Origin of the sequence: Paenibacillus sp. NPDC056579, from assembly GCF_042793215.1 — a bacterium.
In the GTDB taxonomy this organism is placed as follows: Bacteria; Bacillota; Bacilli; order Paenibacillales; family NBRC-103111; genus Paenibacillus_S.
On record NZ_JBHTVD010000002.1, the window covers coordinates 537,029 to 559,622 of the forward strand.

At 53.0% G+C, this 22,594-nt stretch carries 21 protein-coding genes; 18 read left to right on the forward strand and 3 right to left on the reverse strand.

The window, feature by feature from the left end; genetic code table 11:
• Positions 1-21: 21 nt before the first annotated feature.
• Positions 22-1,209 carry a glucose 1-dehydrogenase gene (locus ACFQ88_RS09945; RefSeq protein WP_379453992.1) on the forward strand — a complete coding sequence of 396 codons (1,188 nt, stop codon included), beginning with the start codon at positions 22-24 and terminating at the stop codon, positions 1,207-1,209.
• Positions 1,210-1,361: 152 nt separating this feature from the next.
• Here the strand turns inward: ACFQ88_RS09945 and ACFQ88_RS09950 are convergent, their stop codons facing one another.
• Complete coding sequence (locus ACFQ88_RS09950) at positions 1,362-2,222, reverse strand: AraC family ligand binding domain-containing protein (protein ID WP_379453993.1); 861 nt, start codon at positions 2,220-2,222, stop codon at positions 1,362-1,364.
• Positions 2,223-2,307: 85 nt separating this feature from the next.
• On the opposite strand from ACFQ88_RS09950, the gene ACFQ88_RS09955 reads away from it, so the two are divergent.
• The 6 genes from ACFQ88_RS09955 (at position 2,308) to ACFQ88_RS09980 (ending at position 7,863) form a co-directional block, all read left to right on the forward strand.
• Positions 2,308-2,739, forward strand: coding sequence for a disulfide oxidoreductase (locus tag ACFQ88_RS09955; protein ID WP_379453994.1), 432 nt, complete (start codon positions 2,308-2,310; stop codon positions 2,737-2,739).
• A gap of 119 nt (positions 2,740-2,858) precedes the next feature.
• Positions 2,859-4,157, forward strand: coding sequence for an alpha-glucosidase/alpha-galactosidase (gene melA, locus ACFQ88_RS09960; RefSeq protein WP_379453995.1), 1,299 nt, complete (start codon positions 2,859-2,861; stop codon positions 4,155-4,157).
• 236 nt (positions 4,158-4,393) lie between these two features.
• The gene (locus tag ACFQ88_RS09965) at positions 4,394-5,452 is read left to right on the forward strand and encodes a delta-lactam-biosynthetic de-N-acetylase (protein WP_379453996.1); all 1,059 of its coding nucleotides are present in this window, start codon (positions 4,394-4,396) and stop codon (positions 5,450-5,452) included.
• A 157-nt stretch (positions 5,453-5,609) separates the two neighbouring features.
• A complete protein-coding gene (gene racE / locus ACFQ88_RS09970) occupies positions 5,610-6,419 on the forward strand; it encodes a glutamate racemase (RefSeq protein ID WP_239633379.1) in 810 nt (269 codons plus the stop codon).
• 185 nt (positions 6,420-6,604) lie between these two features.
• The gene (locus tag ACFQ88_RS09975; RefSeq protein WP_379453997.1) at positions 6,605-7,507 is read left to right on the forward strand and encodes a M14 family metallopeptidase; all 903 of its coding nucleotides are present in this window, start codon (positions 6,605-6,607) and stop codon (positions 7,505-7,507) included.
• 119 nt (positions 7,508-7,626) lie between these two features.
• Positions 7,627-7,863: a hypothetical protein gene (locus ACFQ88_RS09980; protein ID WP_239633381.1), complete on the forward strand. Its 237-nt coding sequence runs from the start codon at positions 7,627-7,629 to the stop codon at positions 7,861-7,863.
• A gap of 139 nt (positions 7,864-8,002) precedes the next feature.
• On the opposite strand, the gene ytvI is transcribed toward ACFQ88_RS09980, so the two are convergent.
• Complete coding sequence (gene ytvI, locus ACFQ88_RS09985; RefSeq protein WP_239633382.1) at positions 8,003-9,091, reverse strand: sporulation integral membrane protein YtvI; 1,089 nt, start codon at positions 9,089-9,091, stop codon at positions 8,003-8,005.
• A gap of 29 nt (positions 9,092-9,120) precedes the next feature.
• On the reverse strand, positions 9,121-9,489 hold the full coding sequence (locus tag ACFQ88_RS09990; protein WP_239633383.1) for a winged helix-turn-helix transcriptional regulator: 369 nt from the start codon (positions 9,487-9,489) through the stop codon (positions 9,121-9,123).
• A gap of 319 nt (positions 9,490-9,808) precedes the next feature.
• On the opposite strand from ACFQ88_RS09990, the gene ACFQ88_RS09995 reads away from it, so the two are divergent.
• From ACFQ88_RS09995 to ACFQ88_RS10045, 11 genes are all read left to right on the forward strand, one after another.
• Positions 9,809-11,398 (forward strand): PucR family transcriptional regulator, encoded by a 1,590-nt coding sequence (locus ACFQ88_RS09995; protein ID WP_379453998.1) that lies wholly within the window; start codon positions 9,809-9,811, stop codon positions 11,396-11,398.
• A gap of 30 nt (positions 11,399-11,428) precedes the next feature.
• Positions 11,429-12,757, forward strand: coding sequence for a 5'-deoxyadenosine deaminase (locus ACFQ88_RS10000; protein WP_379453999.1), 1,329 nt, complete (start codon positions 11,429-11,431; stop codon positions 12,755-12,757).
• A 31-nt stretch (positions 12,758-12,788) separates the two neighbouring features.
• A complete protein-coding gene (locus ACFQ88_RS10005; RefSeq protein WP_379454000.1) occupies positions 12,789-13,844 on the forward strand; it encodes an XdhC family protein in 1,056 nt (351 codons plus the stop codon).
• Positions 13,774-14,451, forward strand: coding sequence for a nucleotidyltransferase family protein (locus ACFQ88_RS10010; RefSeq protein ID WP_379454001.1), 678 nt, complete (start codon positions 13,774-13,776; stop codon positions 14,449-14,451). The genes ACFQ88_RS10005 and ACFQ88_RS10010 overlap by 71 nt, the downstream gene beginning before the upstream one ends.
• A 189-nt stretch (positions 14,452-14,640) precedes the next feature.
• Entirely contained in the window at positions 14,641-15,597 is a 957-nt protein-coding gene (locus ACFQ88_RS10015; RefSeq protein ID WP_379454002.1) for an FAD binding domain-containing protein, read from the forward strand.
• Positions 15,584-17,896 carry a xanthine dehydrogenase subunit D gene (gene pucD, locus ACFQ88_RS10020; RefSeq protein ID WP_379454003.1) on the forward strand — a complete coding sequence of 771 codons (2,313 nt, stop codon included), beginning with the start codon at positions 15,584-15,586 and terminating at the stop codon, positions 17,894-17,896. Before ACFQ88_RS10015 ends, pucD begins: the two co-directional genes overlap by 14 nt.
• A complete protein-coding gene (locus ACFQ88_RS10025) occupies positions 17,883-18,350 on the forward strand; it encodes a (2Fe-2S)-binding protein (RefSeq protein WP_379454004.1) in 468 nt (155 codons plus the stop codon). Before pucD ends, ACFQ88_RS10025 begins: the two co-directional genes overlap by 14 nt.
• Before the next feature lie 303 nt (positions 18,351-18,653).
• Positions 18,654-19,499, forward strand: coding sequence for a creatininase family protein (locus tag ACFQ88_RS10030; protein WP_379454005.1), 846 nt, complete (start codon positions 18,654-18,656; stop codon positions 19,497-19,499).
• Positions 19,500-19,585: 86 nt separating this feature from the next.
• Entirely contained in the window at positions 19,586-20,323 is a 738-nt protein-coding gene (locus ACFQ88_RS10035) for an ABC transporter ATP-binding protein (protein WP_379454359.1), read from the forward strand.
• A gap of 23 nt (positions 20,324-20,346) precedes the next feature.
• Positions 20,347-21,675: an FAD-binding oxidoreductase gene (locus ACFQ88_RS10040; protein WP_379454006.1), complete on the forward strand. Its 1,329-nt coding sequence runs from the start codon at positions 20,347-20,349 to the stop codon at positions 21,673-21,675.
• A gap of 18 nt (positions 21,676-21,693) precedes the next feature.
• Positions 21,694-22,593: an ABC transporter permease gene (locus tag ACFQ88_RS10045; protein ID WP_379454007.1), complete on the forward strand. Its 900-nt coding sequence runs from the start codon at positions 21,694-21,696 to the stop codon at positions 22,591-22,593.
• Position 22,594 lies beyond the last annotated feature (1 nt).

The window sequence follows — 22,594 nt, forward strand, 5'->3', positions numbered from 1 at the left end:
TCCGGACGCGTTGGAGGCGCGATGGGGTACGCCGCGCCGAAGCAAGCTGAAGCCGAGGGCGTACGCCTCGAGCTGAGCGAAGTGGAGCGCCCGGAGCGGAGAGTGCCGGGCGATGTGCTGGTGCGCGTGCTGTGCGTCGGCCTCGACGGCACAGACCGCGAGCTCATGACCGAGAAGTACGGCGTTCCCCCTGAGGGGGACAACGGGCTGACCATCGGTCATGAATCGCTTGGCGTCGTGGCGGAAGCCGACGCCGGCAGCGGCCTTGTGCCGGGCGACCTCGTAAGCGCGCTGGTGCGGCGCCCTTGCAGCGACCCGGACTGCGTCAACTGCCGCAACGGCCGGGCGGATTTTTGCGAGACGGGCCATTACGTGGAGCGGGGCATCAAGGGCAGCCACGGCTACTTATCCGAATATTACGTCGAAGACGCCGCCTATTTGGTCAAGGTCCCGGTTGCCTGCCTGTCTTACGGCGTGCTCACGGAGCCGCAAAGCATCGTGGAGAAGGTGTGGGATCAGGTCCAGCGCATTCAGCAGCGTCTCGTCTGGCAGCCGAAGACGGTGGTAGTGCTGGGCTCCGGGCCGCTCGGCCTGTTGGCGGCCTTCACCTCGCGGTGTCTCGGACTCGACACCGTCGTATGGTCCTTGTCGCCGTCGGATTCCGCGGCGGCGGAGCTGGTTCGTGCCTGCGGTGCCGAGTACCGGCAGGCAGGGGCTCCCGGCGCGGCAGGCGCCGGTGGTGCAGCCCCCGCTGAGACGCTCAGCGGGTTTCTGCAGCAGAGCGGCAAGCGCGCCGACATGATCTACGAATGCACGGGCTACAGTCCGCTTGCATTCGAGGCAATGACCGCGCTCGCGCCGGGCGGCGTGCTCGCGCTCCTCGGCGTCACGCCGGGAGGGCGGAGCCTCACGGTATCGGCGGACGCGATCAATCAGGAGCTTGTGCTCGAGAACAAGTGCGTGCTTGGCTCCGTCAACGCGGCGCGCAAGGATTTCGAGACCGGCCTGTACCGCTTGCAGCAGATGGAGGACAAGTATCCCGGTCTTCTCGGCCGGATGATGACCGACAGGCTTGCTTTGGAAAAGGTGCCGGAGCTCGACTTCTCCCGCATCGGGATCAAGGCTGTCGTCGATCTTGTGCCGCAGCAGGACTGGCCCCAGCTGATCAATAGCCGCGGCCGAGAGGTGCAGTACAGCTTCTCGGTATAACATAGAAAATAAGAGCAGGACATTCTAGGCGCGGGGCTTAGTTTGTCTTGCTCTTCCTATTTAGAGGGTATGCTATGTCGCGGCCTTATGAATCTAAGGTCCGAAAGGGAGGCCTGTTTCCGGCTTGAAACTAATTTCCTTTCTTCTCCGGCTTATTGGTTGCAATCGTAAGGATTCGTCGACTGGTCCAGCCGGTATTCCGACGGCGAGCGGCCGTACCATTTTTTAAACTGCTTCGAGAAGTAAAGAGGATCGCTGAAGCCGACCGAAGAGGCTACCTGCTCTATTGTCAATGATTCGAGCAGCAAAATTTTGGCCCGTTCCATGCGGATTTTCAGCAAGAAGTTCATCGGCGCCATGCCGGTATGCTGCTTGAACATTTTGGACAAATGCGTTCTGTGATAGCCGAGACTGTGCGCCATAGATTCGATGGAAATCGGCTGGTGATATTGCAGCGTCAGCCAACGGATAGCTTGCTCCACCTGCTGCTGAATTCCCGACGCTTCCTCCGTCGCGATCGGATCGCGGCTGGCATCCTGCCCGTACTCCGCCATGATGAGCCGCATATAGCCCTGAGATTGCATATCGCAATGTGATAATCTTTTTTTGAGTGTTTGTTCCACTTGGAGAAACAAGGTGGACATTTTGCGTGGAGATTTGGTCGATGACACGGGCTCGTGCTGGGAAATGCCGATGCTGCTCAGCAATTGATCGACTTGATTTCCTTTGAATCCGATCCACCGGTAACACCAAGGGTCCGTTTCATCCGAAGCATAGCTCACCAATTCCCCGGGGAAGATGAAGAAGCTGCTGCCTTTCTCCAAATGATAATCGGTTCCCATACAACGGAATGTCCCGCGTCCGGATACTACATAATGAACCAAATAATAGTCCAGCACCTGCGGACCGACGCGATGCTGCGGCTTGGTTTGCGCTTGCCCGCTGAAGAGCACGGCTAATTCTCCTTTTCCGGGATGCGGGTTGAACGCTACGGAATGGTAGGATTCCTTCATATGGAACACCTCGGCATAATTTGATATGATAACGTTAGCAAAAATCCGGTTTTAAATAACGGGTATGAAAGAGGAGAGCTGCTGCATGAAATGGAATCGGTTTATTAAAGAAAACGCACTACATCTGTCATGGGTCGTTGCGCTTGTCGCTACGCTCGGAAGCTTGTACTTCTCGGAAATAATGCGCTTTCTTCCATGTAAGCTATGCTGGTATCAACGAATTTTGATGTATCCACTGGTGATTATACTCGGCATTGCGGCGGTTCGCAAGGATACGAAGCAGTACCTCTATGTGCTGCCTCTCAGTGTGTGGGGAATGGGAGTTTCGCTCTATCATTACTTGATGCAAAAGACTTCCTGGTTCAAGGACGGCGCGACGGCTTGCGGTCCCGTTCCGTGCGACGTCGATTATATCGACTGGCTCGGGTTTGTTACGATCCCGTTTTTGGCGTTCGTGGCGTTCACTCTCATAACTATTATACATATTTTGCTAGCTTTGGCCGAGCGAAAGCGCTAATTCGAAGAATGAACTACAATAATCCATATTGAAGTGGTTTGTCTCCATATGCATTCCCGGCGGCAGCGAGTATAGTCAAGGTATGAATTATAAAACCTTAATGGATATGGGAGGCAAACATGTCTAAAATCACTTTTTTGGGTGCAGGTAGTACGGTATTTGCCAAAAACGTTCTTGGCGATTGCATGATGGTCGATTCGCTTCAAGGCTTCGAGCTGGCGTTGTTCGACATTGATCCGGTTCGTCTGAAAGATTCCGAGAACATGCTGAACAACTTGAAGCAGACCCTCGGCAGCACTTGCGTGGTGAAAGCGTATACCGACCGCAAAGAAGCGCTTCACGGAGCGAAATACATTTGTAATGCGATCCAGGTCGGCGGCTACGATCCTTGTACGATCACCGACTTCGAAATCCCTAAAAAGTACGGCTTGCGCCAAACGATTGCCGACACGGTCGGTATCGGCGGTATTTTCCGGAACCTGCGTACCATTCCGGTCATGCTGGATTTCGCCAAAGACATCCAGGAGGTTTGTCCGGACGCTTGGTTCCTGAACTATACGAACCCTATGGCGGTTCTGACTAACGCAATGAACACTTATGGCGGCGTGAAAACCGTCGGGCTCTGCCACAGCGTTCAAGGCTGCGTATCCCACCTGTTCAAAAACCTCGACCTGGATTCCACAGGCGTGCATTGGAAAATCGCAGGGATCAACCATATGGCATGGCTGCTTGAAGTGACGAAGGACGGCGTCGACTTGTACCCTGAAATCAAGCGCCGCGCTCGCGAGAAGCAGCAGGAGCTGCACAAGGATATGGTTCGTTACGAGCTGATGTTCCGCTTCGGTTACTATGTAACCGAGTCCTCGGAGCACAATGCGGAGTACCATCCGTACTTCATCAAGCGCAATTATCCGGAGCTTATCGAGCGCTTCAACATTCCGCTCGATGAGTATCCTCGCCGCTGCGTTCGCCAAATCGAGAAATGGACGACGATGCGCGAAGAGCTGGTTAATAACAAGAACCTGGAGCATAAACGCTCCAAAGAGTATGCTTCCTACATGTTCGATGCAATGGAAACGAACGTTCCGTTCAAAATCGGCGGCAACGTCATGAATACCGGCTTGATCACCAACTTGCCGAAAGAAGCTTGCGTCGAAGTATCCTGCCTGGTCGATGCTGATGGCGTAACGCCTACTTATGTCGGAGATCTTCCTCCGCAGCTGGCGGCATTGAACCGCACGAACATCAACACGCAGCTGTTGACGCTCGAAGCGGCCGTCACCGGCAAAAAAGAGCACATTTATCATGCGGCTATGCTGGATCCTCATACGGCGGCAGAGCTTTCGATGGATGATATCGTAGCAATGTGCGACGATTTGATCGAAGCGCATGGCAACTGGCTGCCTAAGTTTGTTTAATCTCTAGCGCAACACTCCTCCGGTCTGCGGCCGGGGGAGTTTTTTAGTTTGCAGCGTCATGATTGGGGTGTTTGTAAAGGAACCGCGGTCCGCACGGATTGCCCGATGATATCAGACAGCTTCCATTGCCACATCATGCTTCATTTGGTAAAATATATACGAACGTAAATTCGTATTTTGGTTTCTTGTCGTGGACAAGCTGCAACAAACATTCCAGTTAAAAGGGGACGCGATGCATGACAACGAGAAATACGGGCCTTTATGCTTTTATCCTTAGTATGGCTCTGCTGATGCAAGCCTGCTCCGATTCCGCCTCACAACAGAGCAAGCAGACGTCCGCTGTGGAGACGCGTGTAGGGGACGACTCAGCCAAGCCGACGAAGCCGCCGATGGATCCCGCTCCGGCTAATGGACCGGGTTCTTCAACGTCGGCTGTCGTACCGGGCAAGCCCGAGGAGGATAAGGTTCCTGCCGGTCAGCCGGAATCGGGAGAAGGAGCTGCGGCACCCGACAAAAGCAAGGAGAGCAAGGAAAGTACACCGCCCCCTGCGGCTACGGCAACCTCATCTACTTACGGGTCGGGAGGAAAACCGGCAGCAGCCGATCGAAAAGCCTTGTCCTGGTACTACATGAAGAAGCCGAAGGGACAGGTGCCCAATTTTCCTAATGAAACGAAATCATTTACGAAAGATATGAAGGCGCTGTATGTCGGCACGGGCAAGAAGGTTTATTTGACGATCGATACGGGCGGTCCATTGGGAGATACGGATTTGCTGTTGAAGTCTTTGCGGGATAACCATGCGAAGGCGAACTTTTTCATCGCGGGATACAATGTGAAGAAAGCGCCGGATTTCGTCAGGCAGCTGGTGGAGGACGGCCATTTGGTTGCTAATCACACGATGACGCATACGGACATGAATAAGCAGACCGATGAGCAGGTGAAGAAGGAAATTCACGATTACGAGAAATTGTACAAGGAAGTAACGGGCAAAGAGATTCAGCCGTATTTCCGCTTTCCTTATGGAAGCTACAATATGCATCTGCTCCAAATGGTCTCGGAGATGGGATATACATCCGTCTTTTGGTCGACTGCCATGAGGGACTGGGAGCCCCGCAAGAACGGAGCGGACGATCCGTATAACGACATTATGAACAATTTGCATGACGGCAACATTATTTTGATGCATCAGGGGTCCGAGGAAAATATTGAAGCGTTGGATCGCATTATTAAAGGGGTCCGGGAAGCGGGCTATGAATTTGCACTTTTATCCGATATAAAGCCGTCAGCGAAATAACAGCATTTCCTTTGGGTTCAAAGGTTGGAAACATGCCGTCGCTTCTGTTATGATGTAATGACGCTGTTGTTCGCTGGTACCTTTCAGCTTCTACCATCATAATCTATTAGAGGCATGCAGCGTTTCATCAATTCACAGTCAAAGGAAGCGAGAACTTGTGCAGCAAGCGATAGCCATACTGGATTCAGGAGTCGGCGGCCTGACTGTAGTCAAAGAAATCATGCGCCAGCTCCCGCAAGAGAAAATCATTTATTTTGGCGATACGGCCCGAGCTCCTTACGGCCCGAGACCCTCCCATGAAGTAGTTCAATATACGCATCAAATCGTAGATTATTTATTGCAGTTCCAACCCAAAATGGTTGTTATCGCCTGCAACACAGCAACGGCTGTCGCTCTGGATGAGATTCGTGCACGCTTATCCATTCCTGTAGTCGGCGTTATTCATCCGGGTGCCCGTGCGGCTATCAAGACGACGCGGAGCGGAAGCATCGGTGTCATCGGAACGGAAGGCACGATCAAGAGCGGCGCTTACGAGCACGCTTTGCGGCAAATAGCTCCGAACATTCAAGTATACAGCGAAGCTTGTCCTTTGCTTGCTCCACTCGTGGAGAAAGGGCAGTTTCACACCGCTCAGACAAGAACGATTGTCGAGCAATCATTGCAAAGATTAAAACAGCAGCCTATGGATTGCTTGATCCTTGGGTGCACCCATTATCCATTCTTGGCTGACATGATTTCGGATGTCATGGGACCTGGTGTAACGCTGATCAGCTCGGCTGACGAGACGGCGAGGGAGATTAGCACGATCCTGTACCATAAAGGGATGTTAGCGACATCGAATTTCTTGCCCGTCCATCAATTTCTTTGCAGCGGGGACCCCGTTATGTTCAGGCATATTGCGCAATCTTGGCTTAATGAGCAAATTAGGGTAACGCCCGTAGTATGGCAGGTCCCTCATATTATTTAAACCAAAACCAACGGCAGGCGGCCCGGGTATCGTATCCGGACGTCTGTTTTATTATTTGCCGTACTCATCAAGTGATTGCATTGCCAAGGAATGAATCACGTCTTATTGCGTATACATAATTAGTTAGCCTCTTCCTAAGAGGAGAATAGGGGATAAAGGAGCTTTTGCCAAAAGGAGGGACGACATTGACGATAGTCCGCGGAAATGAGAATTACGGATACTCTGAGCTGCTAGCCCATATCGCCCGGCTGGAGGAGAAGTACCCGTTTATACGAACGGATACCATTGGAACGAGCGTCATGGGACGCAGGATTCCGGTAGTACGTCTGGGGACGGGCGAGCACCACATCCATTTCAACGGCGCCTTCCATGCCAATGAGTGGATTACATCGCTTTTGCTGATGAAATTTGTGGAGGACTATGCGGATGCTTATGCAGCGGGGACTTTGCTTCGGGGCTGCGATATGAACGAACGGTTCAGGCAAACCTCGCTCTGGATAGTCCCTATGGTCAATCCCGATGGAGTGGAGCTCGCGCTTAAGGGACTTGAAGGAATTGAGCCGGACCATCCGCAATACTCGCAGCTGCTGGAGTGGAATTCAGGCTCTCATGATTTTTCGGGATGGAAAGCGAACCTCCGCGGCGTTGATTTGAACGACCAGTTTCCGGCTCATTGGGAAACGGAGAAGGAACGAAGAGATGTGCCGGGTCCGGGACCTCGCGATTATACCGGCGAGTCGCCTCTTTGTGAGCCTGAAGCTCAGGCGATGGCGGAGTTTACGCGGCGTCACCCGTTTCGGCTTGTGATGGCTTTTCATACACAGGGAAAAGAAATTTACTGGAATTACCGGGATATGGAGCCGGCCGAGGCCGAAACGATTGCCAACCGGTTTGGTGCGGTCAGCCGATACTTGCCCGTGAAGCTGACGGACAGCGATGCAGGCTATAAAGACTGGTTCATTCAAGAGTTTCGAAAGCCGGGATTTACAATAGAAGCGGGGTTCGGAGTCAATCCGCTGCCTATTGACCAGTTCCCCTCGATTTACGAAGATGTCGCAGGACTAATGTTAGAAGCTTTAGTAGTATGAGGGGCCGTCCGGCGGCCTCTTTTTCTTTTTGGCGGAAATTCGCTATACTAGAGGAGAAGACTTGCTTTCATTATGGAAATGATGCGGCGATGAAGCCAACAACCAGGGAGGGATTTCGTATGTGGAAGCGACTTATTTCATTCCGTTACTGGGGTCACGTGTTTCGCCGGATCGGTCCGCTGCTGGCTTCTCCCAGAGTGCCTCTGACGGAAAAGCTGCTGTTCGCGGTGCCGGTACTCGTCTACTGGATTATGCCGGACCTTATGCCGTTTCTGCCGGTTGACGATATCGCGGTAACCTTGTTTCTAATGAATTTCTTCACCGACCGGGCCGAACGCAAATATTTATCCAACTGACAATCGGGGCTTCGAACCTAAGTTCGAAACCCCGATTTTTTGTTGTTTAGGAAATGATGCGGTGCAAAGCTTCGAAGCATGATCTTCACTTTTGGGGGATTTGTTCCGTTGCTGCGGTTTACCCAATGATGCCATGCCGTTATTCACCTTCCGGCCAACGAATCCAGCGCTGAAGGTAGCCTTGCTCGTAGAGAGCCTTGATAGTAATGATAAGGACGGGAGACAGGATCAAGCCCGCGACACCGAACAACGAAAGCGAGATGATCATGAAGGACAGCATCGTAAACGCCGACACTCCGAGCGAATCTCCGGTAATTTTGGGCTCCATGATTTGACGGACCAAAATGACGACGACCAGAAGAATGGTGAGCCATACCGCCAGCACCGTTTGCCCGACGACGAATAAGTAGACAATCCACGGTATGAACAGGGTGGATACGCCCAACAGCGGCAGAACGTCGAATACGGCGGAGAGAAGCGCTATCGAGAACGAATTTTTCACGCCTAGAATTACAAGCGAGATGAAGACGACAATAAAGGTCAAAGTAATCAGCTTGGCCTGAGATTTCAGGTATCCGACGATCCCCTTCAAAACGTTATCCCTCAAAAAGTAAAAGGCCGCTTTGAACGTCTTCGGCGTTTTATTCTTCGCCAATCTTTTCCAAGACTCAATCTCAATGCTTAAAAAGTACGCCAAAATAATGGCGATAACGAAGTTGACGACAAACGTCGAGAAGCTCGTCAGCATCGTAAACGTTCCGGTCAAAAATTGCCCGGCCAGAGCCGTTAATTTTTGCGTGATTTCTGTGGAATACTCTGTTATTTTCTGAGCGATATCGCTCGGAATCGAAGGCATAGTAACGAGCCGGTCATGCAGAAATTGTGTTTTGAGAACGATCTGATTTTGTAAAATCGCCGAATATTCAGGCAGCTTGTCTTTAAGATTAAGGATTTGGCTCGTAAATATGACTCCGATGCCCGTGATGGCGCCGAGGATAACCAGAATAAACAAGAAGGTGGATATGGCGGAAGCGATGCTCTTGCCTAATCCCTTTCGATGCAGGAAGCGGGCCAATGGCTCGATAATCAAGTAGATGACAAATGCGAGAAAGATCGGGGTAGCGATCCGGTATAAATAGCTGAACAGCAGCATGAATAAGTAAACGGTTAGAAGCAGTAATGCGATATCAAACACGGTTCTCCAATATTTCCTGTAAAACGCTATCATGCGTACACCTCGTCAACAAGGGGATATAGCTAGGACCATTTGGCGGCCCAAAGCTTCATTGCTTTCAATATTTGATGAAGGTCCTGCCCCTTAGGCGTTAAGGTGTATTCTACGGTGACGGGCACGGTGGGATATGCGGTGCGTTCAAGTACACCTTGTTCTTCCAGATGGCGCAGCGTTTCGGTTAACGACTTCGGGCTGATGGATTTGATGCGCTTCTGCAGCTCGCCGAAACGTTTGGTTCCGCCGAACAGCTCGCGAAGCACGAGAAACGACCATTTGCCTCCTATGGCGTCCAATGTTTTCTCGATGGAGCATTCAATATGCGTAGGCTGCTTCGGGATGTAGTTGCTAGCTTGAACGATGGCGGAGCTTTGTTCGCTTTCCAGCTTGGACATGGAATCTCATCCTTTCCCAGATAGTTGATTACTCGCAGGTAAGTAGGTATCGAAGCAATAATAAGGAGCACAATGTCTCACTAGTTTCCATAGTAAAGAAGAAATCGCAAAATAGCAAGCTGAACACGTGTGCAAAAGAGATACTCTGAAAAATAATCGTATCCCTTTTTACTTAATGTAATATTATATAACATCAACTAGTTGTTTTTTCGTATTTCGGTGATTATAATGTTATTTAATATAACATATAATTAACAAACATTCTGTTGGCCGGTTTGTAGGAGACTGCTTCATTATCTATCGAGAAGGAGGGTTGGGTATGCATCTGACGGTGGAACAGGCGCTGTCGATCTTTCCGTTATCGGAAGGGAAGCTGATTGCAGGCCGATCAGGGACATCGAGAATAGTGAAATCCGTCAATGTGATGGATGCTCCGGACATAACCGATTGGATCAAGGATGGCGAAATGCTGTTTACGACCGCCTACTTGATGAAGGATCGTCCCGCGGATGCCGTGCAGCTGCTGCGCAAGCTGGATCAAAGGGGCTCGGCAGGCCTTGGTATTAAGCTGGGCAGATTCTGGACCGAGGTTCCCGAGGCGATCCTGGAGGAGGCGGACCGGCTTGCCTTCCCGCTCATCGAGCTTCCGTTTCAATTTACGTTCTCCGACCAGATGAACGGTCTGTTCCAGGCGGAAATGCAGCGGAATACAAGGGTGCTCCATTCCGTTCTCGATAAACAAAAGAAGCTGATGCGGTTCGCACTCAAATCGGATCATATCAGCGATTTTTTTCATACAATCATGGGCATTATCGGTTATTCGATTGCGGTGGTCAACTATCGCGGCCATGTTTTGTTCAATGCCACTCCGCTCGCAGAGGCTCGGTTGACTAGAGGCTGGCCGTGGAAGGACGCCGGCAAATGGATTTACACGGAGGACGGACGCTGCTTCAGGGTACCGCTGACAGAGAAGGATGAGTGCGTCGGTTATGCGATGTTTTATACGATGGAAGACCAGCTGATGAAAGTGGAGGAGGGGTTGTTCCTGCAGGCTGCGGAAATCATCTCCTACCATATAAGCTTCATCTATAAAGAGTATACGGAAAATACGATTCAAAATGACTTGGGAACGCTCATGTCCCGCTATTTGAAGGGGGATGGGACGCTTAAAACGCTGATGGACGGTGCGGAAAGGCTGGGCATACCTTTGCTTCGCGGACCTTATCAATGCGTACTGACGGCTGCGGGCCCGTTGAAGGGAGAAGGGGGACGCGAGAGGCTGCTCAGGAGCATAAGGGAAGAGCTGCAATGCCACCCGGAGCTCAAAGGGCTGCAGGTGCTCCATTTTCATTTGGAGGAAGGGATGTTCTCGCTCTATCCTGCAGACTCGTTTCCGGGTCACGGGAAGCTGTCTGCGATATTGACTGCGTGTATGAACGGTGCCGCTGACACTTCAAGAGAGTGGCGCGGAGTTAGAGTGTGCGTCAGCAACAAGAAGAAGCGGCCTGAATCTCTGCAGGAAGCCTACGGGGAGTGCGCGGGGGTGTACAGCCTTGCCGAGAAGCTGGGGTTGAAGGATGCGGTGGTTCAGTTCGAGACGGTGGAGTTTTCTTACTTGTTCCAACATTTGCCCAGGGAAAGCATGGCCACCTTCTGTGAAGAGGTGCTGGATGCGCTTTTGAGTAAGGATCCTGACTATTCTCAGGAAATGTTGCGTACCCTCGAGGCGTTCATTGAAAACGACGGGCAAATCAACGAAACGGCCAAGCAATTGTTCATTCATCGCAATACAGCAGCATATCGTTTGGAGAAGATCGGTGAAATTCTTGAGGTGGATTTTAAAAATGTCAATGATTTGCTCAGATTAAAGCTGGTGTTCGTTTTCAGACAAATGCTGAAGGTTGTCTAGCTGAATTGCTGCCGGAAGGGAGAAGCTGCCATGAAGCTGCTAATAAAACAAGCTCACATCCTGACGATGAATTCGGCGGATGAGCAGTTTATCGGAGATGTATGGATTGAGGGACAGCGTATCGTGCATATAGGAGCGGATCTCGGAGCGCTGGAAAAACAGGCGGACCGCGTTCTGCAGGGGGCGGGCAAGGTGCTGCTTCCGGGCTTTGTGCAAACGCATGTTCATTTGTGCCAAACGCTGTTTCGAGGGAGGGCCGACGATCTGGAGCTGATGGATTGGCTGAGGAACCGGATCTGGCCGCTGGAGGCATCGCATGACGAGGAGTCGGTATATTATTCCGCTTTGTTAGGGATCGGCGAGCTCATTCGCAGCGGAACGACGACGATATTGGATATGGAGACGGTCAACTATACGGATTCGGCTTTTCGTGCCATTGCAGAGAGCGGGTTGCGGGCTATATCCGGCAAGGTGATGATGGATCATGGGGACAATGTCCCTGACAGACTGCTGGAGCGTACGGAGGAATCGCTTCGGCAAAGCGTGGAGCTTCTGGAGAAGTGGAACGGTCTCGACGATGGCCGGATCCAATATGCGTTCTGCCCGCGATTTGTTGTATCCTGCACCGAACGGCTGCTTAAGGAAGTGAGAGATCTAAGTGCGCATTACGATGTGAGGGTTCATACCCATGCATCGGAGAATCGCGGAGAAATCGAGCTGGTGGAACAAGAACGCGGAATGCGTAATGTCGTATACCTCGACCATATCGGCTTGGCGAATCCGAGGCTGATTCTGGCGCATTGTATTTGGCTGGATGAGGAGGAAAAGCGGATTATACGGGACAAAGGGGTGAAGGTAACCCACTGTCCCGGTTCAAATCTGAAGCTGGCGTCCGGCATAGCCGAAATTCCGGAGCTCTTGTCCCGTGAGATTCATGTCGGTCTCGGTGCGGATGGAGCGCCTTGCAACAACAATCTGGATATGTTCCAGGAGATGAGGCTCGCGGCATTGATTCATAAGGCGGAGCATGGTCCCACTTCGATGGATGCGAAGACGGTGTTGCGAATGGCAACAATGGGCGGGGCGGAGGTTCTTGGCATGGAGTCTGAGATCGGCAGTATCGAGCCCGGCAAGCGGGCTGATTTGATCATGATAGATTTGAATGACTTCCATACATTCCCATCCTACGATGTTGATATGTACTCTCGTATCGTTTACTCCGCCACCCGCGGCGACGTAGAGACGGTGCTGATTGACGGTAAAGTGGTGCTGGAGAACAAGCGTCACCTGACGTTGGATAAACAACGGATACTAAAAGAATCGGACCGTTCGATCAAGCGGCTTATCAAACGGATGTAATGGCCCGAGAGGTGGTTGAAGGGGGGATTTTATGAATATGCACCGGCTGCTTCAAGCTGTGTTCTCATTCGAACGGGTGATGGTGCTTGCAACCGTGGTGGAGGTTGACGGGCATGCGTACAGGAAGGCCGGTGCCGCCATGCTTTTGATGGGGGAGGCTGGAACGCTTGGGGAAATAAGCCCCGGCTGCTTGGAAGCCGATTTGAATGCAAGAGTAGATGAGGTGTGGTCGGGCCGTGTTCCGGTGCTAGTTGAGTACGACATGCGGCCAATCGACGATTTGTCGTGGGGCGAAGCTGTCGGCTGTGGAGGGTTCATTCGAGTGCTGCTGGAGCCGATCGACGATCGGTTGCGGGAATGGCTAAGCTGGGTGAAACGGCTGCTCGACGAAGGGATGGTTGTGCGGTTTGCGCGAATCATGAACTCTGATTTCTCGGAAGTGTTGGAATATCGATTGGAGGCGGCGGGGCGTGAGGCTGAAGAGGGGCTGCTGCTGCATGTCGGACCTGGAGGCGGGCAAGTTATGGAGTGTGTGCATGCATCCAGCCCAAGATTGTTATTGTTCGGCGCTACGGATGATGCGATACCGGTAGCGGAGCTTGCCGCGAAGGGCGGATTTCGTGTTCTGGTTGCGGATTGGCGCCAGGCATTGTGCACAAAGGAGCGATTTGCAGCTGCTTCGCTGTTTGTAGGGAGTCCCAAAGAAATTCTCCTGCATACCGGTATCAAGGATGGAGATTATGTCGTGCTAATGAGTCACTATTTTCCCAAAGATCAAGAGCTGCTTAGGCTGCTGATGCCAATTAAGCTCAAATATTTGGGGATCATGGGCTCGCGAACCCGTACCGAGCGTATGCTGGAAAAGCGCGAGGTCCCGGAATGGCTCGAATACCCGGTAGGGATGGCGATCGGTGCGGATGGCGCGGAGGAAATTGCCGTAAGTATCGTCGCCCAACTGATACAAGTGCGAAGATTAGGAATGCTGAACAAGAATGTCGAGAAAGCGGGGGAGGATCATGGATATAGCCGGGATTTACTTGGGAGCCGGCGCCAGCCGCCGGATGGGGCGATCCAAGCTGTCGATTGAGCTTGCTGCCGGACGGAGGCTCGGGGGCTATGCGTTGGACCAAGCGCTGCAATCTGCGCTAAACCGGGTTGTTGTAGTGACGCGCGGAGGTGAGGTGGATTGGCTATCCCCGTCGTTTGGTGCTGCGTGCACAGAAGGGCGGCTACAGAGAGCGGTTTGCTTCGACTCGGACAAAGGAATGGCGCATTCGCTGCGCTGCGGACTGCAGGCTGCTTGTGAAGTCTCTGAACCGGACGCGGTGGTTGTTCTATTGGCAGATCAGCCGCTCGTCAGTGCGGAGATGATCAATCGTTTAATCGGCAGCTACAAGGAGCGTCCGGGATTGGACTACGTTGCAGCGGGTTGTTTGGGTGCGCCGAGGCCGCCTGTGCTGTTTGCAAAATCGATGTTTGACGTGCTGCGGAAGCTGGAGGGCGACGAAGGGGCGAGATCGCTATTCGGCTTGCCTCATTATAGCGGGATGATAAGAGATGAAGCGGAAACGTACCGCTTCCTGGATGCGGATACTCCGGAAGATTTGGAACGCATCCGATTTTTTTACCGCATTGGAAAGTTTAAGTTCGGTAAAGCGATAAAGCGTATCGAGGATCTTTCCAACCGGCGATAAAAACTACCACGCGTACGAAGTAAGTTTTGCTTTTGCAAAGCTTTCAGTCGCTCCTCTGGGAGGGGCGTTGCTAGAGGCTTTTCTCACCCTTGTGCTATATAAATTGACGCGATGATTACATTTAATTGTAGTTTGAAATAAACAAGACGCCCGTAAAGTTGGGATGATTGGCGGAGGAGGGGGAAGCTGATGGCTGTAGGTTCTTACGAGATGTATTCCGTTCCTCGTGTGTGGCAGCCTTCCGATCTGGCGGAAGCGTGGGAGCTGCGCCGTGCGTTGGGGGCTGAGAGCTGTTTTGTGGCGGGAGGCACGCTGCTGCGGACGCAATGGGAAGCCGGTGCGGCTGCAATGCCTCGTCATCTGATAAGTCTGGAACGAATATCTGCGCTAAAAGGGATTCGAGTCATTCGGTCGTCACCGCCGGAGCGCCAGGTATTACGTATTGGTCCGCTCACGACTCTGGAGGGGGTAAGAAGAAATCCATACAGCAAGCTGCTTGCCGAAGCTTGCCGGACTATTGCTGCTCCGTCGATCCGCCATCAGGGGACGATCGGAGGCAATGTCGCATCCGGGATAGGGGACGCTATTCCTGCTCTTCTAGTGCTCGGAGCTGAGTTGGTCTGGTTCGACGGCGGTGAATGCGTGACGGAGTCGCTGGAAGATTGGTTGGCAGCTGCAAAAGATTCAGGACTGAATGCGCATGATCACCGTATTTTGACGGGTTTAGTCGCAAATGGAGATGAAATCGAAGGGGGATCCGATGAGGAAAGGAAGCGTCGGATCGTTTTTTATCATAAAGTCGGGCGAAGGGAAGCGTTCGTGCCATCGCTCATAACGGCAGCCGGCTCCTTGAGGTTGCATGAAGACGGGCGAGTAGCGACGGCGAAGCTGGCTGTCGGTGGCGGGGCGAGTACGGCGCAGCGTCTGCACGAGACGGAAGCGCTGCTCGAAGGCAAGGAACTGACCCCGGAGATGATGCGACGGGTGTTGAATGGGATATCATCGGAATGGAAGGCGTTCCAAGATGCATTCGCGACCGCGGAATACCGGAGGACGGCTGCGGCTAACTTGATCGTATCGGAATTGTGGAGTACGCGTCGAAGGAACAACGGCAAGCGAGGAGGGGATAGCGATGCTGTTAAATAAAGAAACGGCTGGAGCCCGCTGGCATACCCGTCCGGATGGAGCGGAGAAGGTTACGGGCGCGCTGGCTTATTTGACCGACCGGCATATGGCTGGCATGCTCTGCGGGAAAGTGCTTCGGAGCGAGCATGCCCATGCCTGGATTTTATCGATCCGCACGGAAAAGGCGGAGCGGCTGCCCGGCGTCCGTGCCGTTATTACTCACAAGGATGTTCCGGGGATGAACCGGTTCGGTATCGCCATCCCCGACCAGCCGGTTTTGTGTGAGGACCGGGTGCGGTTTATCGGCGATGCGGTGGCGGCGGTAGCGGCCGATAGCCTGGACATTGCCGAGAGAGCGCTAGAGCTGATTGAAGTTACTTATGTGCAGCTTCCGGTGCTGGATGATCCCGAGGAAGCGCTGAAGCCGGATGCGATAAAGCTGCATCCTTCCGGCAATGTGCTGCATCGGACGAATTACAAGCGAGGCGGCGCGGAAGATGTGTTCGCGGAATGTGCCTATGTCGTAGAAGGGACATATTATACCCCTAGACAGATGCATGCCTATATGGAGACGGAAGGCGGATTGTTCGTGCCTGAAGCGGACGGGAGGCTTTCCGTTTATGCGCCTACCCAACACGGATACAAGGATAGAATGCAGCTGTCGCGCATATTGGCTATGCCGGAGGAGGATATCAGAGTCGTATCCAGTCCGATAGGAGGCTCTTTCGGCGGGAAGGACGAGTTGAACATCCAGCCGTTCGGAGCCATGCTCGCCCTGAAGAGCGGTCGCCCGGTCAAGCTGCATCAGGACCGCTGGGAATCCGTGCGTGCCGGGTTGAAGCGCCATCCGATGAAAATAACGATGCGGACGGGAATTGATAGCAATGGGCGGCTTCTTGCGCATCAAGTCCGGATTGTTGCCGATACGGGAGCTTATGCGACGCTGGGACCGGCGGTGCTGAACTTTGCGACCGAGCATGCGATGGGTCCATACCGGATCGCACATGTCGATGTGGAAGGGGTCTCGGTCTATACGAACAACGGAGTATCCGGTGAGTTTCGCGGGTTTGGCGGCAATCAGGTCATCTTCGCACTTGAAGGCCAAATGGACCGTTTGGCGAGCGAGCTGGGAATGGACCCGTGGGAATTTCGCAGGATGAACCTGCGCGAAAAGGACGATCCCGGTCCGATGGGGCAGCGAATTGTAGCTACCGATGGAGCGAGACAAATATGGGAATCGATACGCCGCAGTGAATTGTGGAACAAGAAAGTCTCTGGCTGTGAAAAAGAGCTCCGCCCTCCTTGGATACGCAGAGGAATCGGCGCTGCTATTGCGATGCATGGATCGGGGCTTGGGTTCGGATTGCCGGATTTCGGCGGCGGCAGGCTGTCATTGAACCGATCGGGCAAGATTGAGGCGGCATTCGGCTATGAGGAGTTCGGCCAAGGGCTGTTGGCCACGCTGCAAATCATGCTGCTGGATCACTTTCGCTGCAATAAGGAAGATATCGAAATGGTCATCGGCGATACCGACAGGGTGCCGCACAGCGGATCAAGCACGGCATCCAGGGCGACGACGATGCTGTGGCAGGCGCTGCAGCGGATGAGGCAGCCTTTTCTCGATAAATTGCTTAAAAGAGCTTCCGCCATAACCGGCTTGGCTCCGGAGGAGCTGGATACCGGTCCCGGGGGTGTATGGCGCCGGGTTGAGATGGACCGTGCGGACGATGCCGACCGTCATCCGGTAGTTACGTATGCGCGACTTGCGGATGAGAGTGACCAGATTCTCAGTGTAACCAGTCAATTTCATTTTCCTACGACACCGGATGCGGTGATGGGCGGGCATTTTCTTTATACCTATACGGGGGTTGTTGTGGAAGTGGAGGTAAACACGCTGACCGGAAAGGCGAAGGTAACCGAACAGTTCCACGCCGTTGCGGCCGGTCCAGTTATTAATCCGATGGGGTTTCTTGGGCAAATCGAAGGAGGGAGCAGTATGGCGCTTGGCTTTACCCTGACTGAGGATGCGCTGATGTCTTCCGGGCATTACTTGACGAAAAATTTGGATACGTATCTCGTTCCGACCATTGCGGATACTCCGGCGCAATTTAGCTTGGAGGCAATAGAGGAGCTGCCTGAGAGTGATCCGTACGGACCGAGAGGGATCGGCGAGGTAGGTACGGTTGCGGTAGCCCCGGCTATCGCTTCCGCTATATACGATGCTTCCGGCCGTCGGGTCGAGAAGCTCCCCGTATCGCATGAGCTGTTAATTGAACCGTTGCGGGTAGAGGGAGGTGAGGGTACTGATGATCATGGATGAGGCGGGTTGGAGCTGCCGGTTGAACGGCGAGGTGATCAGGCTGGGCGAGGTGTCTCCGTCCCGCAGGCTGTTGGACATTCTCAGGGAGGATATGCAGCTTACCGGAACCAAAGTCTCCTGTGAAATGGGGCGATGCGGGGCTTGCATGGTGCTGCTGGACGGCAAGCCGGCGAACAGCTGTCTGTTGATGGCGTACCAATGTGAAGGGAGAGATATCGTCACGATTGAGGGGTTGGCCGGTCCTGACTCCGATCCGGTTCAGCGTGCTTTTCTGGAAGAAGGAGCGTTTCAATGCGGCTACTGCACCTCGGGGATGATTATGTCGGTCAAAGGTCTGCTTGCGGCTAATTCGTGTCCGTCCCGGGCGGAGATCGAGGAAGGACTATCGGGTAATTTGTGCCGGTGCACAGGCTATGGATCTATCGTAAGAGCGGTCGAGAAAATAATGAAATAAAGTGAGGGGGTTCCATATGAAGAAACGGCTATAGTCGAACGATACGACGGATCTCTGGCCAAATGTTTCATGGATAACCGTGTCTGCCTGATGGCAGATGCGGTTTTTTAGTTTACCCCACAGTTCTGGAGTGGCTGAAGGTGAGTGATATGTTATTTAATAATACATATAAATCCATAATTAAAGTGCATCAAGCACAAAAATTTGTTTTTATGTTATATAATATTACAAAAACATTACTTAGCCATTTACCCGGCTCAATTCCTGAACTACAATAAGGATTAAACGGAGGTGTTCATTGTCATGAGAGGAAGATATGAAGGGAAAGCTTGGGATGAACGGTTTTTTCCGCGTTTAAGCAAGCTGGAGGTCGAATCGATGCCGAAGCGGGATGCGCTGCTTGTACTGCCTGTAGGAGCTGTAGAACAGCACGGGCCTCATATGCCGGTCTTTACCGATACGCTCATTGCGGAAGCTTTTCTAACACGGGCATTCGAGGAGCTTCCGGATGACGCCAACATTTGGCTGCTTCCGCCGCTTCCTTACGGCAAAAGCACGGAGCATCTGGGACATCCCGGTACCATCACTTTATCGGCTACAACGTTGATGTCGGTTCTTCTAGATATCGCAAGAAGCGTACGGCAGAGCGGCTTTAACAAGCTGCTGCTTTTAAATACACACGGGGGCAACACCGATCTGTTGAACATGATGGCTCGGGAAATCAGAATCGATACGGGACTTGCCGTATTCCGGCTGGATCCGGGATCGCTCGGCTTAGGTGAAGCTCTGATCAGTCCTGCCGAGAAAAAAGTAGGTATCCACGCAGGCGACGTAGAGACTTCGATCGTTCTGGCGGCACAACATCATTGGGTGAATATGGACGCAGCGCCGACGGAGCTGCCTCATTTCCCGGAATCGCGTTACCTGCAATTCAAGAGCAAAGCGTTCGCCTGGATTACCGACGATATTTCGAATACCGGTATTGCCGGAGATGCCAGGCAAGCGACCGCCGAGAAGGGCGAGATGATGCTGGAGCTGGGCGGACGTCTGTTGGCCGAGGCACTTCTGGAAATTTCGCAGTTCGATATGGCATCTCTCAAAGCAAGCCGTGACGTGAAGGACGAGATTCCATCGGGGGTGAGTGGATGAATGTAAAGATATCCAATGAACCGCTGGGGAGTACGGGCATAGAAACCGGCATCACGGAATCGATCGAGGGAAACACGTTAGTCCGGATGCAGAGATTATCGAAGACGTATCAGAATGGAACGGTCGCGCTGAGCGATGTGAATCTAGATATTAAGGAAGGCGAATTTCTAAGCTTCGTCGGCCCTTCCGGCTGCGGGAAATCGACGATTTTCAAAATGATAGCCGGTTTGGGCGATCCGACCGGAGGGACGCTCGACATACTCGGTCTCACGCCGAAGGAGGCGCGCAAGCAGAGCGAGATCGCGTTTGTTTTCCAGGATCATACGCTGCTGCCCTGGTGCTCCGTGCAGGACAATGTCGTATTACCGCTAGAACTGCGCGGCGTTCCGAAGAAGCAGCAAAAGGAGGAAGCCGAACGAGCGCTGGAGCTTGTAGGGCTGAAGGATTACTTGAAAGCTTTGCCGAGACAGCTGTCCGGCGGTATGAAAATGCGCGTATCGATTGCGCGGGCGCTGGTGTCGAAGCCGAAGCTGCTGCTTATGGATGAGCCGTTCGGGGCGCTCGACGAGATTACCCGGCAGACGCTTCAGGACGAACTGTTGAACATTTGGCAAAAGGATAAGAAGATGACGGTGCTGTTCGTCACGCACAATGTGTTCGAAGCGGTGTTCTTATCGACCCGGGTTATCGTCATGACGCCGCGTCCCGGCAAGGTTTCCGACGAGATAGACATTCCGGTGCCGTTCCCGAGAGATGAGCACTTCCGGACAACGACGCAGTTCAGTGAGCTGGTCAGGCACGTATCGAGCAGTTTAAAGCATTAGGACTAAAAAAGGGGGGCGCGAGGATGGCTATCGGTTGGGAAAAGGAAATGGTGGATTTGCTGGGCGATGACCGGCTGCTGCTGGATACGGAGTCGAGGGAGCGGTTATCCAAGGATTACTATTGGTATTCTCCGGTTCTGAACGGAAAGCTGCAGGGGAAAATAGCCGACGGCATCGTACTGGCGACAGACGAGCGAGAGGTTGCGCTGACGCTGTCGTTCGCCTACCGTCACCGTATTCCGGTTACGGTCAGAGGGTCCGGTACAGGCAACTATGGGCAAGCAGTGCCACTGGAGCAAGGTCTAGTGCTGGATCTGAGCGGCCTGGACCGTATCCTCGAAATCGGCGACGGCTATGCCAGAGTACAGTGCGGAGTCAAGCTCGGGTTATTGGATAAAAAAGCACGTGAGCTCGGCCAGGAGCTGCGAATTTACCCAAGCACCTACGCCAAGGCGACGGTGGGAGGCTTCGTTAGCGGCGGATCCGGCGGCATCGGCTCCATTACGTGGGGAAATCTGTGGGATGGCAATGTGCTGGAGGCTGCCGTCTATACGATGGAGGAAATCCCCAGAAGGCGGATCGTTCGCGGAGCGGAGCTGTTCGATTACATTCATAACTACGGTACGACCGGCATCATGACGGAGGTTACAATTCCTTTGGCGCCACACACCGAATGGCTGCAGACGGTCGTTCATTTTGACGATTTTGAAGCATGCGTGCAGTTTGGGGAAGCGCTGGGACATGCGGAGCATGTGAAAAAAAGGCTGATCAGCCCGATGGAATGGCCGATCCCTGCTTATTTCAAGCCAATCGGCAAGGCGCTTGAATCCGGAGCTGCCGCTGCCTTGCTCGAAACCGACGAAGCGTCGGGGGATGCAGTAGCCGAGCTGGCCGGGCAATTCGGAGGACGGATCGGCCACCGAATTCCGGCGGCACAGTACCGGAAGACGATCGGACTATCCGATTTTACATGGAACCATACGACGTTATGGGCTTTGAAGAGCGACCCGACCGTTACCTACTTGCAGTCCGGCTTTGCACCCGACCGGTATTTGGAACAAATTCGCCAGATCAAGGGCAGATTCGGCGATGAAGTGCTGCTTCATTTTGAATGGATTCGTAACGGCGGCAAGCTGACCCCTTCTTCGCTTCCGATCATCAAATATACGACGGAGGAGCGGCTGTACGAAATTATTCGTTATTTTGAATCGATCGGCGTCAAAATATTTGATCCCCACACTTGGGTGCTCGACAACGGAGGACGCGGAGAAGTCGGCAGCATGCAGCGAAGGAAGCGGGAGAACGATCCGCTCGGATTGCTTAACCCCGGTAAAATCATCTACGAACCTTAAGCGGAAAGGAGTGGTCCCATGGCTATGGATAAAAGCTATATGCAGGCGGTGTCCGAAGAAATACAGCCTGCCCGGGAGCGTGCAGTCCGGACTAACAAGCTGGATGGAGGAAACAGAAGCAGGACAGGAGCATTTCCGGCCTTTTTTAAGCAAATTCTGCCTCCCCTGGTCGCCTTCTTCGTCTTTGTCGGCGGCTGGGAGCTGGTTGTGAAGCTGCTCGCGATTCCTCCTTACATCCTGCCGAAGCCATCGGATATTTATAAAGCAGGAGTCGAGAATGCAAGCGGCTTATGGGTATCCGTTGTTACAACCATCGCCGAAGCGGTGGTGGGCTTCATTCTGAGCATTATCCTCGGCGTGTCGGGAGCCGTGCTGCTGGCAAGCTCCAAGCTGATTGAGAAAAGCGTCTACCCGTACGCGATCATTCTTCAGACGATCCCTATCGTGGCGGTAGCTCCTATTATCGTTATCTGGTTCGGGGCGGGGATGAACGCCATTGTTATCATCGCGTTCCTCATCGGCTTTTTCCCGATGCTTTCCAACACGCTGATCGGGTTGAATTCTACGGATCACAATATGAAAAATCTGTTTTACCTGTACAACGCTAACCGTTTTCAGACAATGTGGAAGCTCCGTATTCCGGCAGCGCTGCCGTATATTGTAGCAGGTCTCAAAATCTCGTGTACTCTCGCTGTTATCGGTGCCATCGTAGGGGAATATATCGCGGGAATAGGCGGAGGAAAGGGCGGTCTCGGGTACGCCATCACGGTTGCGGCATCGCGTCTGCAAACCCCGTATTTGTTCGCTTGCGGCTTATCCGCATCCGTGCTGGGCATCGCGTTTTTCCTTCTGGTTAATGCCTTTTCCAAATGGATGCTCAGCTCATGGCACGAGTCCGAGATGAGAACGGAGAATTAAG